Genomic DNA, 18,337 nt, shown 5'->3' with positions numbered 1-18,337 from the left:
GGGTGCTTCGTCCTGTACGGTCGGCCGCTCACATGACCTCGCCGCCGCTGACCGAGACGGACTGCCCGTTCACCGACCGCGCGCCATCGGTGCACAGCCAGGCCACCGCGTCGGCGACCTCGTCCGGCGCCACCAGCCGGCCCTGCGGATTGGCGCGCACGAAGCCCTCGCGCGCGGCCTCGGCGCTGCGGCCGGTCTTGGCGACGATGCGGTCGATGCTCTCGCGCACGATGTCGGTATCGGTGTAGCCCGGGCAGACGGCGTTCACGGTGACGCCCTTCGCGGCCAGTTCCAGCGCCAGCGCCCGCGTGAGGCCGATCACGCCGTGCTTGGCCGCGCAGTAGGCCGCCACGTAGGCATAGCCCACCTGCCCCGCTGTGCTCGCCACGTTGACGACGCGGCCCCAGCCGGCCTCCAGCATGGCCGGCAGCGCGGCCTGGGTGCAGACCATGGTGCCGGTCAGGTTCACGTCCAGCATGCGCTGCCAGAGCCGCGCGTCGGTCCTGAGGAACGGCGCGCTCTCGGCCTGCCCCGCGTTGTTGACCAGCACCTGCACCGGCCCGAACCGCTCCCGGGCGGATGCCAGCGCCTGCGCCACCTGCCGCGCATCGGCCACGTCGGCGGCCACGCCGTGCAGATGCGCTGCATCGGTGGCGGCGAAGGCCCGCGCAGCCTCCGCATCGCGGCCGAGCACCGTCACATGCAGGCCATCCGCCGCGAGCCGCCGGGCGATGGCGGCGCCGATGCCGCGCGTGCCGCCGGTCACCAGGGCATGCCGTGGAATCTTGTCCATCCTCAGCCCTTCCCGCCCGCGGCCGCCGCCAGGGATTTCTCGCGCTCGAAATGCGCCTCCAACTGCTGCTTGCCGGAACGGTACTGCCGCGGCCATTCCACGGCGGTGTAGCCGATGCGCGCAGCCTCGGTCAGCGTCCAGGCCGGATTCGCCAGGTGCGGCCGTGCGACCGCGCACAGGTCGGCCCGGCCGGCGGCCAGGATGCTGTTGGCATGGTCCGCCTCGCTGATCGCGCCCACGGCGATGGTGGCGATGCCCGCCTCCTGCCGGATGCGGTCAGCGAACGGCGTCTGGAACATGCGGCCATAGACCGGCTTCTCGCGCTTGCTCACCTGGCCCGAGGAACAATCGATCATGTCCGCCCCTGCCGCCTTGAACGCCCGGGCGATCTCCACCGCGTCCTGCGGCGTGGTGCCGCCTTCCACCCAGTCGTGGGCGGAGATGCGCACCGACAGCGGCTTGTCCTGCGGCCAGGCGGCACGCACCGCGGCGAACACCTCCAGCGGATAGCGCAGGCGGTTCTCCAACGTGCCGCCGTATTCGTCATCCCGCTGGTTGGTGAGCGGCGAGAGAAAGCTCGACAGCAGGTAGCCGTGGGCGCAGTGCAGCTCCAGCCAGTCCGCGCCCGCGGCATCGGCGGCGCGCGCGGCCTGGGCGAACTGCTCGCGCACGGCATACATGTCGGCGCGGGCCATCTGCCGCGCGCGCTGGCTCACGCCTTCCAGGTACTGCTGCGGCGAGGCGGACACGATGGGCCAGTTGCCCTCGGGCAACGGCTGATCGATGCCCTCCCAGGCCCGGCGCGTGGAGGCCTTGGCGCCCGCGTGGCCAATCTGGATGCCGAACTTCGCATCGGTGTTCGCATGGATCCAGTCGGCGATGCGCCGGAAGGCCGCCGTGTGCCCGGGCCGGTACAGGCCCGGGCAGCCCGGGGTGATGCGGCCGTCGGCGCTCACGCAGGCCATCTCGGCGAACACGAGGCCGGCACCGCCCATGGCGCGCGCGCCCAAGTGCACCAGGTGGTAGTCGCCCACCTGGCCGTCCTCCGCCGAATACTGCGCCATGGGCGAGACCACGATGCGGTTCTTCAGCGTCACGCCGCGCACGGTGAGCGGCGTGAACATGGGCGGCGGCGGCCGGCTGCCAGCCGGCACGTCGATGCCCGCGCGGTGCGCGAACCAGCGCTCGTAGCCCTCCAGCCAGCCCGCATCGCGCAGGCGCAGGTTCTCGTGGCTGATGCGCTGGCTGCGCGTGAGCATCGAATACATGAACTGCTCGGGCTCGAGCTGGTCGCAGTAGCGGTCACCGCACACCTCGAACCATTCCATCGCGTTCCAGGCGGCGTTCTGGATGCGCAGCGTCTCCACGCGGCGCGCCTCCTGGTAGACCGCGAGCACGGCGGGGATGCCCTCGCGGCCTCCGCCCAGGCGGCCGAACTGGCGCGCGAGTTCGATCGCATCCTCGATCGCGAGCTTGGTGCCCGAGCCGATCGCGAAATGCGCCGTGTGCACCGCGTCGCCCATCAGCACCACGTGGCTGCCGCGGGGGTTGCGCAGCCACCATTGCGCGCACACCACGCGCTGGAAGTTCAGCCAGGCCGAGCCGCGCAGGTGGCGCGCATTGCTCATCAGGGGCGCGCCGCCCAGCGTGTCCGCGAACACGCGCTCGCAGAAGGCGACGGACTGGTCCTGGTCGGCCTGGTCCAGCCCGTGCGCCTTCCACACCGTCTCCGGGCACTCGACGATGAAGGTGGTCGTGCGGTCGTCGAACTTGTAGATATGCGCCTGGAACCAGCCATGCTCCGTGCGCTGGAAATCGAACGTGAAGGCATCGAACAGCTTGTGCGTGCCCAGCCAGATGTAGCGGTTGGGCCGCGTGACGATGTCGGGCTGGAACACGTTGGCGTAGCGTCCGCGGATGCGGGAGTTCACCCCGTCGCAGGCCACCACGAGGTCGGCATCGGGATAGTCCTCGTCCGAGGCGGCCTCGGTCTCGAACACCAGCTTCACGCCCAGGCGCTCGCAGCGCGCCTGCAGGATGTTCAGCAGCTTCTTGCGCCCGATGCCCACGAAACCGTGGCCGCCCGAGCGGATCGTGCGGCCCTTGAAGCGCAGCTCGATGTCGTCCCAGTGGTTGAAGGCCTCCTGGATTTCGTCGGCGGTCTCGCGGTCCCACGCGCGCATGTGGTCCATGGTGGCGTCGGAAAACACCACGCCCCAGCCGAAGGTGTCGTAGGGCTTGTTGCGTTCCACCACGGTGACGTCGTGGGCGGGGTCCTGCTGCTTCATGAGCAGCGCGAAATACAGGCCCGCCGGGCCGCCACCGATGCAAACGATCTTCATGCGCAGGTCTCCAGGGCCGTCCGGGCCTGCAGCAACTTTAGGAATAGATGATTTAGATGTCAACTAATTGCGATGCCATCCAACCCAGGGAAAACGCGCAGGCCCAGGGCCCAGCCCGCTCGCCACCCGCCCTACCGCGGCCGGCCCGCTTCCAGGTCCGGCTCCGCGGCGCCGAAGCGGGCCTGGGCCCAGGCCATCAGGTTGGAGGACGTCTGCTGCAGGCCCTGGCGGATCGTGCGGGCCACGTAGGCACCACCCTGCGCGGCATAGGGCGCCCCCAGTGCGATCGTGCCGGACATCAGCCCCATGATGAGGACCGACGACGCCCGCTTGCCCGACAGCATGCCGGCGTCCGCCCGGTCCGCCGGCAATCCAGCGGGCGATCCGCCGCGGTCGATGGACGCATTGGCCGCAAACAGCTCTGCGATGAAGCAGCCCACCGTGGCCACCACCGCCACGGGCACGGGGGACGTCACGAGGGACTTCGCGCCCTCGAGCGCCGACGCGCCGACACCCTGCAGCGATTCCTTCCACGGGCGCCGGGTCTGGTCGATGACCTCGCCCAGGTCGCTGCGCAGCAGCATGCGCGCATCGTAGGGCACCGCCTGCGAGAGCCTGTGCACGCCCCGGGCACCCGCCGCCAGCATGCCTCCGAAGCCGTCGAGCAGCGACGCGTCGATGCGGTCGGCCCACACGCGGTCGACGCTGTTGTCGCCCCGGCCCTCGATCGCCGCCTGCACGAAAGGCGCCACCACGCGCGGCAGGTTCTTCGCGACGTTGAATCCTGCCGCCAGGCCCGCATTGCGGATCTGCTCGGCATGCGGGTCCGGGCGCAGCGCGGCGGGCAGGCGGTCCAGCCCGGAGGGGCCGTTGTAGAGGCGCGGTGCGACCACCGCATTGCCGACCGCGCTCACCAGCACGTCCAACGCACCCACGCCCACGCCGACCACGAAGCCCAGCCGCGCCGTGTTCCGCAGCAGGTCCGTGGGCAGCAGCGATACCAGCTTCTCGTTGGCCGCCGTGATCCCGGCCATGTACCCCGCCCCGTTGCTGAAACCCAGCCCCGCGAAACCGAGCACCGCGTCGTGGCGCCAGGCCGTGGAGAGAAAACTCCGCAGCTTCTCCGGGGTATCGATGCCCTTGTCCAGCAATACCTGGGTATTGCGCTGCAGCCGCTGCACGACCTCCGCGTCCCGCGCCTGGGCGGGTGCCATCAGGGCATGGACGATCCCTTCCGCGGCGTGCAGCACCGGCAGCGCGTGCTCCGGCAGCGCCACGGCATCGCTGGCGGGGCGCGCGGGCAGGTCAGCCCGCAACAGGGCGTCCGCGGCCTGCGGCGATGGCATGGAGTTCGCGCGCCGCAGGCTGCGGAGGGAACCTGCATCCAGGGCCGCCAGGGAGCCGCGCGGAGCCCCGGGCTCGGGCCCGGCCGCGCTGTCGGCGCCCCGGTGGGGCAACAGCGCAGCGGCGACGTTGGTGGGTGACGCAGAAGCGGTACGCAGGGAAGACGAAGTGGGCATGGCAGCAAATGAAGGTATGGAGTGCGGACAACGGCCTCCCACGCTCTCGCGGGAAGCCTGCGATCCGCCCAATCTACGGACAAGGGAAGCCGCCGCGCGCCCTGCCCGCGAAGCGGCACGGACAGGCACGAAACACACCGCGGGACGGAACCGCCATCGCGCACCCGTGCAGCCCCGCCGTTTCACCCACGGCCCCGCTGGTCATGGCCCGTGGCCGGCAGGACAGATGTCCCATAATGGTCGAGTCGTACCGTGGCTGGCATCGCCCGGACATCACCAGGAGCTTGCATGTCGGTCGGGCGCAGAAACAACGTGAAGGTCCAGGGCGATGGCGCCGGCTGCCTCGTGTTCGCCCACGGCTTCGGCTGCGACCAGAACATGTGGCGCCTGCTGGCGCCGCGCTATGCCTCGCGCTGTCGCACCATCACCTTCGACATGGTGGGCAGCGGCCTGTCCGACCTCGGCGCCTACGACCCCGGCAAATACGCATCGCTCCACGGCTACGCGGACGACGTGCTGGAGGTCATCGATGAATTCGCGCACGGCCCCGTGGTCTTCGTGGGGCATTCGGTGGGCGCCATGATCGGCCTGCTGGCCGGCATCCACCGGCCCGGAAGGATCGCCGGCCACGCCATGGTCGGCCCTTCTCCCTGCTACATCGACGACGGCGACTACGTGGGCGGCTTTTCCCGCGAAGACATCGACTCCCTGCTGGACACCCTCGACGCCAACTACCTCGGCTGGGCAAGCCAGATCGCCCCCGCCATCATGGGTGCGCCCGACCGCCCCGAACTGGGCGAAGAACTCACGGCCAGCTTCTGCCGCACCGATCCCGACATCGCCCGGCAGTTCGCGCACGTCACCTTCCTCTCCGACAACCGGGCCGACCTGCACCGGCTGAAGGAGCCGGCACTGGTCATCCAGTCCAGCGAGGACATCATCGCGCCCCGCCCGGTGGGTGACTACATGCTCCGCCACCTGCCCCGCGGCACGCTGCGGGTGATCGAGAACGTCGGGCACTGCCCGCACCTCAGCGCCCCCGGCGCGTGCAGCGCCGTGATGGACGAATTCCTCGGCTCGATCGGATGGTAGACGCGGAAGAACTCTTCGACCGCATGCCCTGCGGGCTGCTGGTGACCAGCACGTCCGGCCTGATCCTCAAGGTCAACCGGACCCTGTGCCAGTGGACCGGCATCCCCCCGCACGAACTGGTCCGGCAGAAAAAGCTGCAGGAACTCTTCACCGTGGGCGGCCGGATCTTCCACCAGACCCACTGGCAACCCATGCTGGAAATGCAGGGCGCCATCTCGGAGGTCAAGCTCGACATCCGCCGCGGCGACGGCAGCACCTTCCCAGCGCTGCTCAACGTGGTGCGCCGCACCAGCGGCGAGGACACCTACGACGAAATCGCCGTGATGGTGGCGGAGGAACGCAACAAATACGAGCGCGAACTGCTGGCCGCCCGCAAGCGCGCCGACGACATGGTGGCCAAGGAGCGGCAGGCACAGCAGGCCCTGCAGGCGTCCCGCTCGCGCCTGCGGCAGGCCATGCAGTCCGGGGCCATCCATGTCTGGGACCTGGATCCCGCCACCGGCCGGCGCCGCTTCGGCGCCGACGTCGCCGTCCTGCTCGGCCTGGACCCGGACCGGCCCGTGGGCGAGGACGACTTCGTGGCCCACGTGGTGCCCGAGGACCGCGCCGCGGAACGCGCCGCACTCGACCGAGCCCTGCGCACCGGCGAGCCCTACCAGTTCAAGCACCGCATCATCGACACGAAGGGGCACCGCCGCGTGCTCGTCTCGTCGGGCCAGGGATTCCGGGGCGACGACGGCATGCTCACGGAATTCGTGGGCATCTTCAGCGACATCACCGAAGCCGAGCAAGGGCGTGCCCTCGCCGAAGACCGCGCCGTGTTCGCCGAACAGATGATCGGCATCGTCAGCCACGACCTGCGCAACCCGCTCACCACCATCCTCCTGGCCACCGACCTGCTCACGCGCCAGGCGGCCTCTCCCACGCCCACGCCGCCGGACACGGCCGCGCGCATGCTGGGCAACATCACCCGCGCAGGGCAGCGCGCCAAGCGCCTGATCGCCGACCTGCTCGATTTCACGGTCGTGCGCCTCGGCGCGGGCCTGAGCGTCTCGCGCCGCCCCACGGACCTCCACCAGCTCGCGGCCCGGATCATCGAGGAGCTGTCGGTGGCCTTCCCTGGCCGCACCATCGAGCATGTCGCCACGGGCGGCGGAGAAATCAGTGCCGACCCGGACCGCATCGCCCAGCTCCTGGGCAACCTCGTGGGCAACGCCATGGCCTACGGCACGCCGGACAGCACCGTCACGGTCACCACCGCGGTGGAATCGGGCACCGCCCGCCTCGCCGTGCACAACCACGGCGACCCCATCCCCCGGCACACGCTGGGCCGCCTCTTCCAGCCCATGGTGCGCGGCGTGGCCGCGGACGACACCTCCGCACGCAGCGTGGGGCTCGGCCTGTTCATCGTCCGCGCGATCGCGCAGGCGCACGGCGGGCAGGTGGTCGTGCAGTCCAGCCACGACCACGGCACCGAATTCGCGTTTTCGTTTCCGGTACGAGCGACAGACCCCTAGGCATCCGTTCGCCATCGCGATCTTCCAGGGTTCATGCCATTGAGGCATTTGCCGCTTCGAAATCGAGACCGTCCTCGCGCCTGTACGGATGGCACACCCGCACCGCCAGGGACTACTTCCGCCCCATGTGCAGCATTCATGCCTTTCCGCAAGCCCCGCGCCGTAACGGCGCAGGAAGTCGCCCAGGACATGCGGCGCTCCTGTGACGCTTAGCCGTTTCGAGCGATACCTATTGACAATTCATCCTGCCGCGCCATAGTTGAGTCCAATCGGCAAGATATAAAAAAGGCGCCACCCCGATCCGGAGGTCACGTGCCAGCGAGGAGGGATTCATGCGCGGTCGGTCTCGGCTTCCATCGTGGGTGTGCGCCCTGCTGCTTTGTGGCCTGGGCGCCGTCGTCTGCCTGCCCGGTTCGGCGCAGGAAGTGTGCGCAGTTCCAGGCACCGTGACGCCCTCCCCACCCCGCCCTGTGGATCATGCCAATCCGAACGCGCCTGCGGACTACATGGCGTTGGTGCTTTCCTGGTCCCCCGAACACTGCGAAAGCCAGCGCAACAAGACCGGGGCGGCAAAGGACCGGCATGCCTTCCAGTGCTTTTCCGGCAACCGGTTCGAATGGGTGGTGCATGGCCTGTGGCCGCAGAACGGCAGGGCCCGGTCAGTGGAGGACCATCCGCGCAACTGCCAGCCCACCCCCAGCGCCCTGTCCGCGCCGCTGTTGCGGCAATACCTCTGCATGATGCCTGGCACCGATCTGATGCAGAACGAATGGCAGGCGCATGGCACCTGCGGCTGGGCGTCGGCGGACCGGTATTTCGCGGACATCCAGCGCGTGTATGGCGCACTGCGCCGGCCCACCACGGCGCAGATGGTGCCGGGCGGAGCCAGCGCGAAACCCAATCAATTGCTCGATGCCCGGGCCGCAGACGTCAAGCAGGCCTTTCTGGCACTCAATCCTGAACTACGGGCGGAGAACCTGCGGGTCAATGTCGCCTCTGGCAATCGGCTCAAGGAACTCTGGATCTGTCTTGACAAGGCCATGAAGCTCATGGGCTGTCCGAGTGGCGGTATGCCGGACCGTCAACAGATCCGGATCAGAGCAACACAGCAATAAGCACGGGACGAAAACAACAGCGGCCTGGAATTGCCGCCCGATCCAAGTATTTTCGCGTTCACATCACCCCTGGGCAGGAGTCATGTTCATGTACAAATTTTTCGCAAATAATAAACCAAAAAATTATTTGACAATCATCTTTTTCTTATTCTTTGGAATTTCAAACACCTATCCAGCAAACATATCCAGCGAAGAATTGGCACAACTGGAAGCCCAGGCCGCGAAAGACGGCGCCGTACCCATCATGGTCACCATTGAGATTCTGCCGCTATCAAAAATAGCCACCTCGGCAAAATCAATATCCGACACCCTGGCAATAAAAGCAGACTTTCTTTATACCGAGCTAGGAGAAAATATTTATAAAAACGGACGCTGGTCCAATGGCATCGGGCAGATCGGTTTCTATGCCAACCAGGCAGCCATAAAAATTCTCGCAAACAGTGGATCGGCGCTTTCTTTTCAGATGGACCATACGGCGAAAGGCAGATCCAAAGCCTTCTCCCTGGATGGCAGCCTGGATGCCATCGACGACATCCTCTCGAAAGAAGAAGCAGCCACCGTCGATATCGTACTCAACACAGATGGCCCCTCCTATGAGCTTATGCGGGATGGTGCCACGCGATACTTCGGCCCATCGAACGCTGCCATCGTCAAAAATCTGCTGGAAGCTGATTTTCAGAAAAACGGCCTTAGACTCCTGGAACAACCCGCCAGCCTGGTCTCCCAACCCATCATCAGGGCTCAAATCAATCGCGAAGCATTCTATGGCCTGGCACGCAGCGAGCTCGTGCGTGCGATACGGCCGAAAGACTTTATCGACCGCAGGGTGAAGAAATGGCCACCAGAGGCGCTGGCTTTCGCTGAAAAATTCGGCCATGCGGAAATTACCATTTCATTGCGTGGCGGTTCATCCTACTCGACGCAGGGAGCTCACATGCCGGAAAATTCCCGGCGATATCAAGCCGAAGCCAACAGGCGCGCACTGCAGGATATCCTGGCCAACGCAGGATTCCCCGAAAAAATCCCCATGAGCGAAGCAGACGCTTTCCAGGGTACTGTGATGGCAAGAGCCAGTCCAGCATCCCTGCAGAAACTTTTTCAAATAAAGGATGAGAGAATTCTGAGCGTGGACATGAATGAGCCAGCCGTACCCACTGCACTCATGAATTCAACAAGTTTGTTGAACATGCCCTCTGCATGGTTGAACGGGTATCTCGGCTCAGGGCAAACCATCGTAGTGCTGGACACTGGCATCAGGAAATCCCACGAATTCTTCAAAATTTCCGGCTCGTCCAAAGTGACCCTCGAAGGGTGCTACGGCACGAAGGGATACAACACGGCGGATGAATTGAACTATACATCCCCATGCCCCAGTGCCGACGATTTCGGAGACAGCACATTTGGCTTGCTCAATTCCGGAGAACCATACTCCAATGTTCCATTTTGCGTGAATCGCCCCGAGCTATGCCGCCATGGAACTACGGTGGCTGGAGCTGCCGCAGGACATGCCAGTCCTGCGATTTTTCCTAATGCACTGCAAGGCGTAGCCCCCACCAGCACCCTCACATCGATCAGCATTTCATCTTATAACAATGCCAACTTCAAGCAGGTAAATTTCCCGAATGACATGTACAAGGCACTCACTGCAGATGCCTACGGGGCGATCGGCAGCGCATCGAACCCGTACACGGTGAACATGAGCATTGCCAGCGATTCGCCTCCGTTCTATCAGTCGAACTGCCCAAGCGTTCATACGCCCATGACCACCAGGATAGACGTCCTGAAAGGCATGGGCATCCCCGTCGTGATAGCCACCGGAAACCGAGGTATGCGCTGGGGCATCGGGTGGCCCTCCTGCATCCCGAATTCGATCAAGGTTGCATCGGTAAGCAACGACAGCACCGGAACGGAGATAAGCACATTCTCGAATATCGCACCCCAGTCTGGATATACAGGTCAAATATTTTTTGCACCAGGAGGCAATGGAGGAACCAGCAGTCCGAACAACGTCACGTCGTCATACATCACATCGGACACCGCGGTCGGCCCCTCGCAAGGGACGTCGATCGCAGCACCGCAGATTTCCGGGATATATGCCACCATCAAGTCCGTCACCCCAGGCATATCGGTGGATGACGCCACGGCGTATATCGTTGGATCGGCGATAACCATTACTGTCCCTCTTGCCAGCAGCGTTGAAAGCTTCAAGCGGGCCAGAATGCCGTAGTTACCGACAGGTAGATGGCTGGAATCGAAGCGGCGAACGGCGCTCCCAAACCTGAAGTTCCCACAGGCCAGCCCCCAACCTTGCCGTAAGCCAGCGCACAAAAGCCCCTTCGCCAGAGGCTGTGCCTTGCAGTCCATCCAGGCTGATTCCCAGTCACACAGCAGCGTGCGCGTCCCGCCTTCATTAAAAAAAGACTCCTGCTCGCCGGTAGTTAACACCATCAAACTGACGTCAAGAATCACCGATAAAACATGCTGAGGCAACTCTGCAGGCGGGGGGACGCGTTTTTGGCGAAGCGCCGAAAATGCAGAGAGGGGGGTCGCACTCAGTTGTTTTAGACGATACCTATTGACAACTCATTTCGCCACGCCATAGTTGAGTCCAATCAGCAAGATTAAAAAGGCGCCACCCCGGACTGGAGGTCGCGCGCCAACGAGGAGGGTTTCATGCGCAGTCGATCTCGGCTTCCATCCTGGGTAGGCGTCTATGTCTCTGCAGACTCGGCGATTTACTCCACTCCACTTCGCGTCAGCGGTGTGCCCCCGTTTCGGGCACGTTGGCGCCCTCCTCGCCCCGCCCGGCGTCAAGAGTCGGCAGGCTTTCCACAACATCCGAAGACTCACGGGCCTTCGGAAGACTGATGCGCTCAGCACGCTACCGCCTTTGCGCAGCATCTGGCGATGTGCGGCTTGCCCTGTGGCCGGCAACACCGAAAGCCATGCACTGGTCTTGTGATAACTGACCACGAACCATGTGCCGGCCGTACCACCTCGGTGCCGGTCAAGGCAAGTAGCAGCCACATGAACATGGGACCACAGGAGGATCAACCATGCCACTTCTCCCCTCTGGCGACGAACTCGCGCAGGCTGTTTCCCAGCGGCGCAAAGCACTCCGTGACGAAGCGAAAAAAAGCGGCGACGGCACAGTCCCAACGCTTGACGATGATGCGCCGCTGTGGGGGCTCGCGCTGTCGGGCGGCGGTATCCGCAGCGCCACCTTTTGCCTGGGCTTGCTGCGTTCGCTGGCCGACAAAGGGCTGCTGCTGCGCTTCGACGTGCTGTCCACTGTGTCTGGAGGCGGCTACCTGGGTGGCACGGTGGGGCGTCTGTTCGACCGCGCACGCGCCGACACGGGAGCGCGGAAGGTCAACGATGCCATTGCGCAGGCGGAGAAAACCCACTTCGGCTGGTGGGTGCGGGCCAATGGCCGCTACCTGACCCCCGCCGGTGCGCGAGACACCCTGTTCGCCCTGTCCCTGTATCTGCGCAACCTGATCGGCATCCACGTCGAATTCGGGATCATTGCGGCGCTGCTCGCATTGGCTTTGTGCGCCTTCGATCTGCTGGCATGGCAGGGCCTGGATCTGTGGGGAAGCCATGCGCCCGGCCTTTTCGCCTGGATCGAGTGGCTGCAGCCATGGATACCCACACTGTGGCTCGTTGCGCCCCTCGCCATGCTGGCCGCTGCCTGCCACATTCTGGCCTACTGGCAGTTGCAATGGGCACGCGCCAGGCACATTGGCACAGTACTGGGCGGCGTTGGTGCGACCAGCATCGTTGTCATCGCGGTGCTCGCCCTGGGGTTGCGTCAGGTGGGCGTGCTCGAGCCAGGCGCTGCTTCGAGCTGGCGGGTGCCGATGTTGTGCATGGCAGGAGTCCTGGTGGCGCTGAGCGCAAGCTCGGCGCTAGCCGCACGCTTCATTGCCGGCGGGCCTCTGGGCTCGGTAGGCGCAGCACGCAACGCATTGACGCATGGTCTTTCGCGCAGCCTGATCGCGCTCGGCCTCTGCCTGGGCTTGGGTGTGCTCGAGAGACTGGCCTGGCTGCTGGCCTTCGAGAGAGTTGCCATCGCGGACCTGGGCTTGGCCCTGGGAGCCGCCGCCGTGGGCTTGCGGGGTGCTGCGCCACTGCTGACCGGCCAGGGAAATCGCGCGCCGGCCTGGATACGAACGATTGGCGCCTGGTCGCTACAGGCAGTCGGCTATCTGCTAAGCATTTGCCTGTTCATCTGGTGGACCGCGCTGGTGATGAAGCTGGTGATGGCCCCGGTGTTCAACACCCCCAGCATCGGCCCAGCGGCACCGGCACGCCAGTTCGCGCTGGTCGAATTCGGCGCAGGATGGGCAACTCTTGCAGCCGCCTCACTCCTCGTACTCGGATATGTCCTGCTCACCGGCAGAAATACGCAGTTCCTGAACCTGTCCTCGCTGCACACTTTCTACACAGCGCGGCTGACCAGGGCCTATCTGGGCGCCGCCAACGGCGCGCGTTTCGGTGCAGGCGTGAACCCTCTCAGCCCTGTTGGTGGCGCTGTACGCACAGGCACTCCAGAGGTCAGCGTGGGCGAAGTGGCCGCCGACGACGATACCGACCTCCGCACCTACATACCGCATGCATCGGGGGGGCCGGTCCACATCATCAATACCTGCGTCAACCAGAGCGCTGCGGATACAGGGCGGATTTTCAACCGCGACCGCAAGGGCATGCTGCTGAGCGTAATGGCCGGTGGAGCCTCCCAACTAGGCCAGGAAGGGTGGCGACGCGTAGCAGGCATCGGAGGCATGTCGCTGGGCTCGTGGCTGGCCATCTCCGGGGCTGCAGTGTCACCCGGCCTGGGCGCACGCACGCAGCGCGGGCTGGCTGCGCTGCTGACCTTCGGGGGCGTGCGCCTGGGCTACTGGCTCACCCGCGCGCAGCGCGACCTGCAAGATGCTTCGCCGCAAGGCGCTTGGTGGCGCCGCAGCTTCGCGAAGTCGATCGGCCTTCTGAGCGAGATGACGGGGAGCTTCGCCGCCGCCGGCAAGAACGATTGGTTTATCTCGGACGGAGGGCATTTCGAAAACACCGGTGCCTACGCGCTACTGGCCGCGCAGGCGCAGTTCATTCTCGTAGCCGACTGTGGCGCAGACCCCGACTACCAATTCGGCGATCTGGAGAACCTGGTGCGCAAAGCACGCGTGGACCTGGATACCGAAATCACCTTCCAGAAACCTTCGGCAGCGGCGGCGTCGTCGGAATGGCACCGGACACTGGCGTACTTCGGGTCGCTCAACGCGCTCGCCGGGGCCGACAACAGCGCCTGCCTGGCGCTGGCCACCGTTCGCTATCCGGCGACCGACAGGAATGGAGAACCCGGTAGCGGCATCCTTATCGTCATCAAGCCCAACATGTGCGCGGGCTTGCCGATGGACATCGAGAACTACCGGCAGCAGTGCCCGGCCTTTCCACAACAGCCCACCAGCGACCAGTTCTTCAACGAGGCGCAATGGGAGAGCTATTTTTCCCTGGGCCGATTCCTGGCGGGCAAGATCGATGCTTCCTTTGTCAACGACGTGCTGCGCCGCCCGGGCAGTTACTTTGAGCCTGATGCCGTAGTGACATCGCAAGCCCGCGGGAACAGCGATACCACAGAGCCGCTCAGCAAGCCATCCGCCAGCATGCGACTGCCGCCACGCATTGGTGTGGCCGCCGTGGGCGCCACGCTCAGTGCAGGCGCCGTGGCAACCATTGCCGTGTCGGCCTGGCAGGCGGCTGAGGGCGTTCGTACCGCCATCGCCGCCAGGGTGGACGGTGAGCGAACTGCGATGAAGGAGCTGGTCGGTCTCTGGGCTGCGGCCACCACAATTCGTGTGCGCCCCGGCGATACCGGCTTGGCTGGCATGCAGCCATCTGGACAAGCAAGTAATCCGGAGGCAACGGTAGCGCTTGCGGCTGCGGTCATGCGCGCTGCCGATGCATACTGTCGCAGCGGTGATGCCGAATGGCTCCGGCGCTCCGAACTGGGCCTGCGCATCGTGCACGACGCGAAAGTTGCATGCCAAGCACAGGGCTCGGGCATGAACAACGCCTGCGTTGCTCTGCTGAGTTCGAGCGACGGCCCCACGCCCTCCGTATTTCCCAGTTGCGTAACGCGGCCTGACGAGTTGCCTCGTCGCCGGTATTGGGCCTACGACTACAGCCGCGATGGTAGCTGGCGAGCCATTCACCCTTGCACGCCCCGACGCGTGCTCCTCGTCCAGGAGGAAGAAAAGTTCAGGTTGAACAACAGCGGGATGCAAACCGATCCCGACATCGACCGAACCGCGCTCGCCGACATACAGCAGTGGGGTAATTGCGAGGCAGGTTCGAGTATCCAACCGCAGCCGTCCCTTCCTGTTCCACCGGTAGCGGCAGAGGCGCCCCCGTCCGGACCGCCGGCCACAAGCACGTCTGCCGCACAGGAATTTCACCCCCCTTCGCCGCCGATCAGTTCCGCTCTGCAATCACCCTGGAAGCTGGGGAGCGAAGTGTGCAAGGGTGTCACCATCCAGATGTGGATTTACGAACCCACGGACAGGGACACCGTGCGCGGCTTTCGAGAGTGGTGGAGAAACTGGGGCGCTAGCGTGCCGCCAATCGAGAACGTGTATGCCTCCTCCCGGAGCAGAGGCTATGGCAATCCCACGCCAGTCAGCAGCACGGTCCTGCGCTACCACGACACCAGGGCCCAAGAGTGCGCATCAGCCATCTCTTCAGCTATCGGGATCGCATCCAACGGTGCCACGCGATGGGGACCCGAGGCCTTGAACCCTTCGCTCAAGGCCTCCACGGGTGCGATCGATTTGTGGGTCAGGCCGGACGACCACCTTCTCCGGGCGATTCGAGCGCGAGTGGCGGCCGATTAGCGATATGGGCGCAGCCCGATGAACCGGCTGAACCCAATACCCGGGTTACCGACACCGACAACGACGAGAGGAAGACCAATGCGCTCCCTTACCCCAGTTCGCGTAGCCAGCCTCGAAGGCAGCACACCCGGAGACCGCGCCGCCGACCAGCCCCTCGGCAACGATGCTCAGAACTTCCATCGACGACGGAAGTGCCTCGGATCGAACCCCATTTTCGCCGTGACGATCGCTTTTGCGACAAGCCTGTCAGGGTGCTCGACCACCCAGGTTCTCACATGGCAGAAAGAAGCCTCCGGCAGCGATCCAGGCGCATCCATGCCCGAGGCGATGGGGTTCCTGGACCGGGGTCGCAATGCCTATCGCTCTGCCGTCGCCGACCAGATGCGTGCCGAAGCGAACTTGGCCAATGGCTTGCTCGGAGCCGGCGCACTGATCACTGCGCTCGCAGTGTCCGACGTACACCGGAGTGTCATCGTGGGCACCACGCTGGTCGCCGGCACGGCATACGGCGCGGGCAGCTTCAACCTGAAGCGCCAACGGGTGCATGCCTACCTGGCAGGGATCGACGCGCTCAACTGCAGCGAGCGAGCGGTGCTGCCCTTTGCCATCAGCGCCAAGGAGCTGGCCTCCCTCGTCGCCGCCATCGACGACCTGGACGGGTCCCGCAGAGAGCTCATCAACGCCATCAACGCAGCGAAGACCTTGAGTGACTCCAGGAAGAAGGCCCACGGGCTGAACTCGCCAGCGATCGATGCAACGCTGCCCGACGCCGAACTCGCGCAGCAAACCGCGGACACCACGATCAAGGCCGGCCGGCAATACACGGCATCCGCCTCCCGCGCAGCACGCGAACTGGTCGCCGCCGTCAACCGCATCGATGCTGCAGTGGTCCGCGCCCAGATCGACGCGACGCCGGATCTTTCGGCGCTTCCCGGCCTGATCTCAGGGCTCGCGGGAATGGCCGGATCGTTCGCGCCAGGGTCGGGCATCGAGGCGCTGGTCGGCGACTCACTGAAGAAGTCCATCTCCGCCAGGAGCCGTGCCGGGGACGAGACCGAGGCCATGGCCGCAGCTGCTGCCGACGCCCATGACAAGCTGCAGCGAGCGATGCAGGATACGGCACGGAAAAACGCGACCGCCAGCGCGCTGCTCGCGGGGCGTGCGGTGCCCTGGGCCGAGGATGCCTTCAAGGATTGTGGAGTAACCCAAATCGTCGCACCGCTCGCGGTAGTGCCCGCATCCCTCACCTTCACCGCGGGAATGGACGGCAAGCGCCTGGTCGATATCAGCGGCGGAGTGAAACCGTTCTTCGTGGAGATCGACGGCACCTCGATCGACGGCTTGACGGTGAAGTCACCGGTGCGCTTCGACAGCCGTGCGGAGGTCAGCATTGTCGGGAGCAAGGTAGCCAACCCCTTCCAGACAACGCTGCGCATCACCGACAGCTCACCCAACGCCCGCTTTGTATCCTTGCCCCTTTCAGTCGTCGCCGGCCCGGAAACGCCCCTGCCTGCAGAAGAGCAGCTGGCGCGCGTGGAGCAAATGCAACGACAAGGGAAGCCGGTTTCGCTGGACGCTGCCGTAGCCTTGCTAAAGCGCAAGGGCAACTTCACGTTCAGCGGCGCCTCGTTCAGCATTGTTGAAAATCCCTCGAAGGCGAGCGACGGGTTGGTCAACGTGAAGATCCGCTGTCCGGCCGGCGACGCCAGGTTCAAGTCGGCTGACCTCGCGAAGAAGTTGTTGGCCGATATCGGCATCACCGCGGTCCCGCCTGCACGCACATGGGACGTTGGTTTCGTTCCAATCGACAAAAACTGTCTGGCCGACTGACCGGAGCCGGACCATGGACACATCTTCCAGGCCGAAGCGCTACGCCACCATCTCGAGCGAGATCGAAGCACATTCGCAGGCCAGGCGCCATCCCGCAGAAGAGGCTGCCATTGCCCGCTTCGCATGCCTGCCGGTTGCCGCCCAGATGCAACTGGCGCGAGAGATCGTCACCACCAGAGCGGCGGAATTGTGCCTTGCCTACCGTAACTTGATCATGGTGACCGCCGGTCTCCGGTCAAGGCAAGGAAGGAATGGCTGGCAGGAAGTCCATGACGAGACCTGCATCCTCCTGGTCGTCAAACGCAAATGGCGCAGTTCCATCCCGGAGGCTCGCGGCCAGATGCTTCCGCGGCATCTGCTGACGTTCGGCGACGTGGACGGGCAGCGGGTGCTGCTCGCCATCCCGACCGACGTCCAACCAGCGCGCTGGTTCGCCGGCGCCGTCGCCCGGAGCGCCAGTGCGGTCAATGTGGAGGATCCGGATCAGCCGGCGGCCGGAACGATGACCTGCGGCATGCGGTTGTACGGCAACAAGTCCCCGGGCGTCATGGCATTGAGCGCGCTTCACGTGCTGAGCCCGTTCCCGGCCATCGACAAGATAGCACCGGGTGCCGGCTCGGGAACGCGGTCCGTCGGGGCTGAAGCAAAGATCGGTACAAGCTCGCGATGGGGTGGAGTCCTGGTCCGCACCGGCGTCAGTTTCGACGCGCAGTTGGCCACCGTAACGGATCCCAAGTGGCGTCCCATGGCGTTCGCCGGACTTTCCCTCTCGGCGGCCCGACCTTACGTTGCCGACAGGGCCGTGTTCGACGCCATGACGACGACCAAGCGCTTCCAGATTCTGGCGCCCTCGAATCATCCGAAGCATCTCGGCTCGCCGCGCAGTCCAATGATTGCGCAGTTCGTCGCGTACATCCACGACGAATTGCCGATCGACTACTGGGTCCGCACGCCCGCCGGCATCGCCACGGTGGGAATCCGGCATCGCGAACTGCTGAAGCTGCGAATCATGGAGGACTGCCCGCCTCCCGAAGACGGCGACAGCGGGTCCGCCGTCGTCACGTGGTGGCCGGACGGCAGCATGACCCTGGTCGGCATGTTCATCGCCAGCCCCGAAGACAAAACGATGGCACGCGAGGCCTATGTCCTGCCGGCTTGGCAACTATTCAACCTCGACAACTGGGACGCGCTTCCACCCGGAACCACGCGCATGGTGCCCACTTTCTAACGTCACGCTG

General features: G+C 65.1%; 10 protein-coding genes. 7 read left to right on the top strand and 3 right to left on the bottom strand.

Annotated features, from left to right (window positions below):
* Positions 1-28: 28 nt before the first annotated feature.
* From ACGHC0_RS11085 to ACGHC0_RS11075, 3 genes are all read right to left on the bottom strand, one after another.
* Entirely contained in the window at positions 29-793 is a 765-nt protein-coding gene (locus ACGHC0_RS11085) for an SDR family NAD(P)-dependent oxidoreductase (RefSeq protein WP_368355264.1), read from the bottom strand.
* Between the two features lie 2 nt (positions 794-795).
* Entirely contained in the window at positions 796-3,135 is a 2,340-nt protein-coding gene (locus tag ACGHC0_RS11080; RefSeq protein WP_415268224.1) for a bifunctional salicylyl-CoA 5-hydroxylase/oxidoreductase, read from the bottom strand.
* Positions 3,136-3,266: 131 nt separating this feature from the next.
* Positions 3,267-4,655 carry a hypothetical protein gene (locus ACGHC0_RS11075; protein WP_415268223.1) on the bottom strand — a complete coding sequence of 463 codons (1,389 nt, stop codon included), beginning with the start codon at positions 4,653-4,655 and terminating at the stop codon, positions 3,267-3,269.
* 288 nt (positions 4,656-4,943) lie between these two features.
* On the opposite strand from ACGHC0_RS11075, the gene ACGHC0_RS11070 reads away from it, so the two are divergent.
* The 7 genes from ACGHC0_RS11070 (at position 4,944) to ACGHC0_RS11040 (ending at position 18,327) form a co-directional block, all read left to right on the top strand.
* Complete coding sequence (locus ACGHC0_RS11070) at positions 4,944-5,747, top strand: alpha/beta fold hydrolase (protein WP_415268222.1); 804 nt, start codon at positions 4,944-4,946, stop codon at positions 5,745-5,747.
* Positions 5,741-7,264, top strand: coding sequence for a sensor histidine kinase (locus ACGHC0_RS11065; RefSeq protein WP_415268221.1), 1,524 nt, complete (start codon positions 5,741-5,743; stop codon positions 7,262-7,264). Before ACGHC0_RS11070 ends, ACGHC0_RS11065 begins: the two co-directional genes overlap by 7 nt.
* A 470-nt stretch (positions 7,265-7,734) precedes the next feature.
* A complete protein-coding gene (locus ACGHC0_RS11060; RefSeq protein WP_415268220.1) occupies positions 7,735-8,379 on the top strand; it encodes a ribonuclease T2 family protein in 645 nt (214 codons plus the stop codon).
* 88 nt (positions 8,380-8,467) lie between these two features.
* Complete coding sequence (locus ACGHC0_RS11055) at positions 8,468-10,606, top strand: S8 family serine peptidase (protein WP_415268219.1); 2,139 nt, start codon at positions 8,468-8,470, stop codon at positions 10,604-10,606.
* A gap of 829 nt (positions 10,607-11,435) precedes the next feature.
* Positions 11,436-15,269: a hypothetical protein gene (locus ACGHC0_RS11050; RefSeq protein ID WP_415268218.1), complete on the top strand. Its 3,834-nt coding sequence runs from the start codon at positions 11,436-11,438 to the stop codon at positions 15,267-15,269.
* Positions 15,270-15,347: 78 nt separating this feature from the next.
* A complete protein-coding gene (locus tag ACGHC0_RS11045; RefSeq protein WP_415268217.1) occupies positions 15,348-17,099 on the top strand; it encodes a hypothetical protein in 1,752 nt (583 codons plus the stop codon).
* Positions 17,100-17,112: 13 nt separating this feature from the next.
* Positions 17,113-18,327 carry a hypothetical protein gene (locus tag ACGHC0_RS11040; protein WP_415268216.1) on the top strand — a complete coding sequence of 405 codons (1,215 nt, stop codon included), beginning with the start codon at positions 17,113-17,115 and terminating at the stop codon, positions 18,325-18,327.
* The last annotated feature ends 10 nt before the right edge of the window (positions 18,328-18,337 follow it).

This window comes from Acidovorax sacchari, from assembly GCF_042847045.1.
In the GTDB taxonomy this organism is placed as follows: Bacteria; Pseudomonadota; Gammaproteobacteria; order Burkholderiales; family Burkholderiaceae_C; genus Paracidovorax; species Paracidovorax sacchari.
Note: the sequence above shows the minus strand (reverse complement) of the source record. Positions and strands in the feature narration are given on the sequence as shown.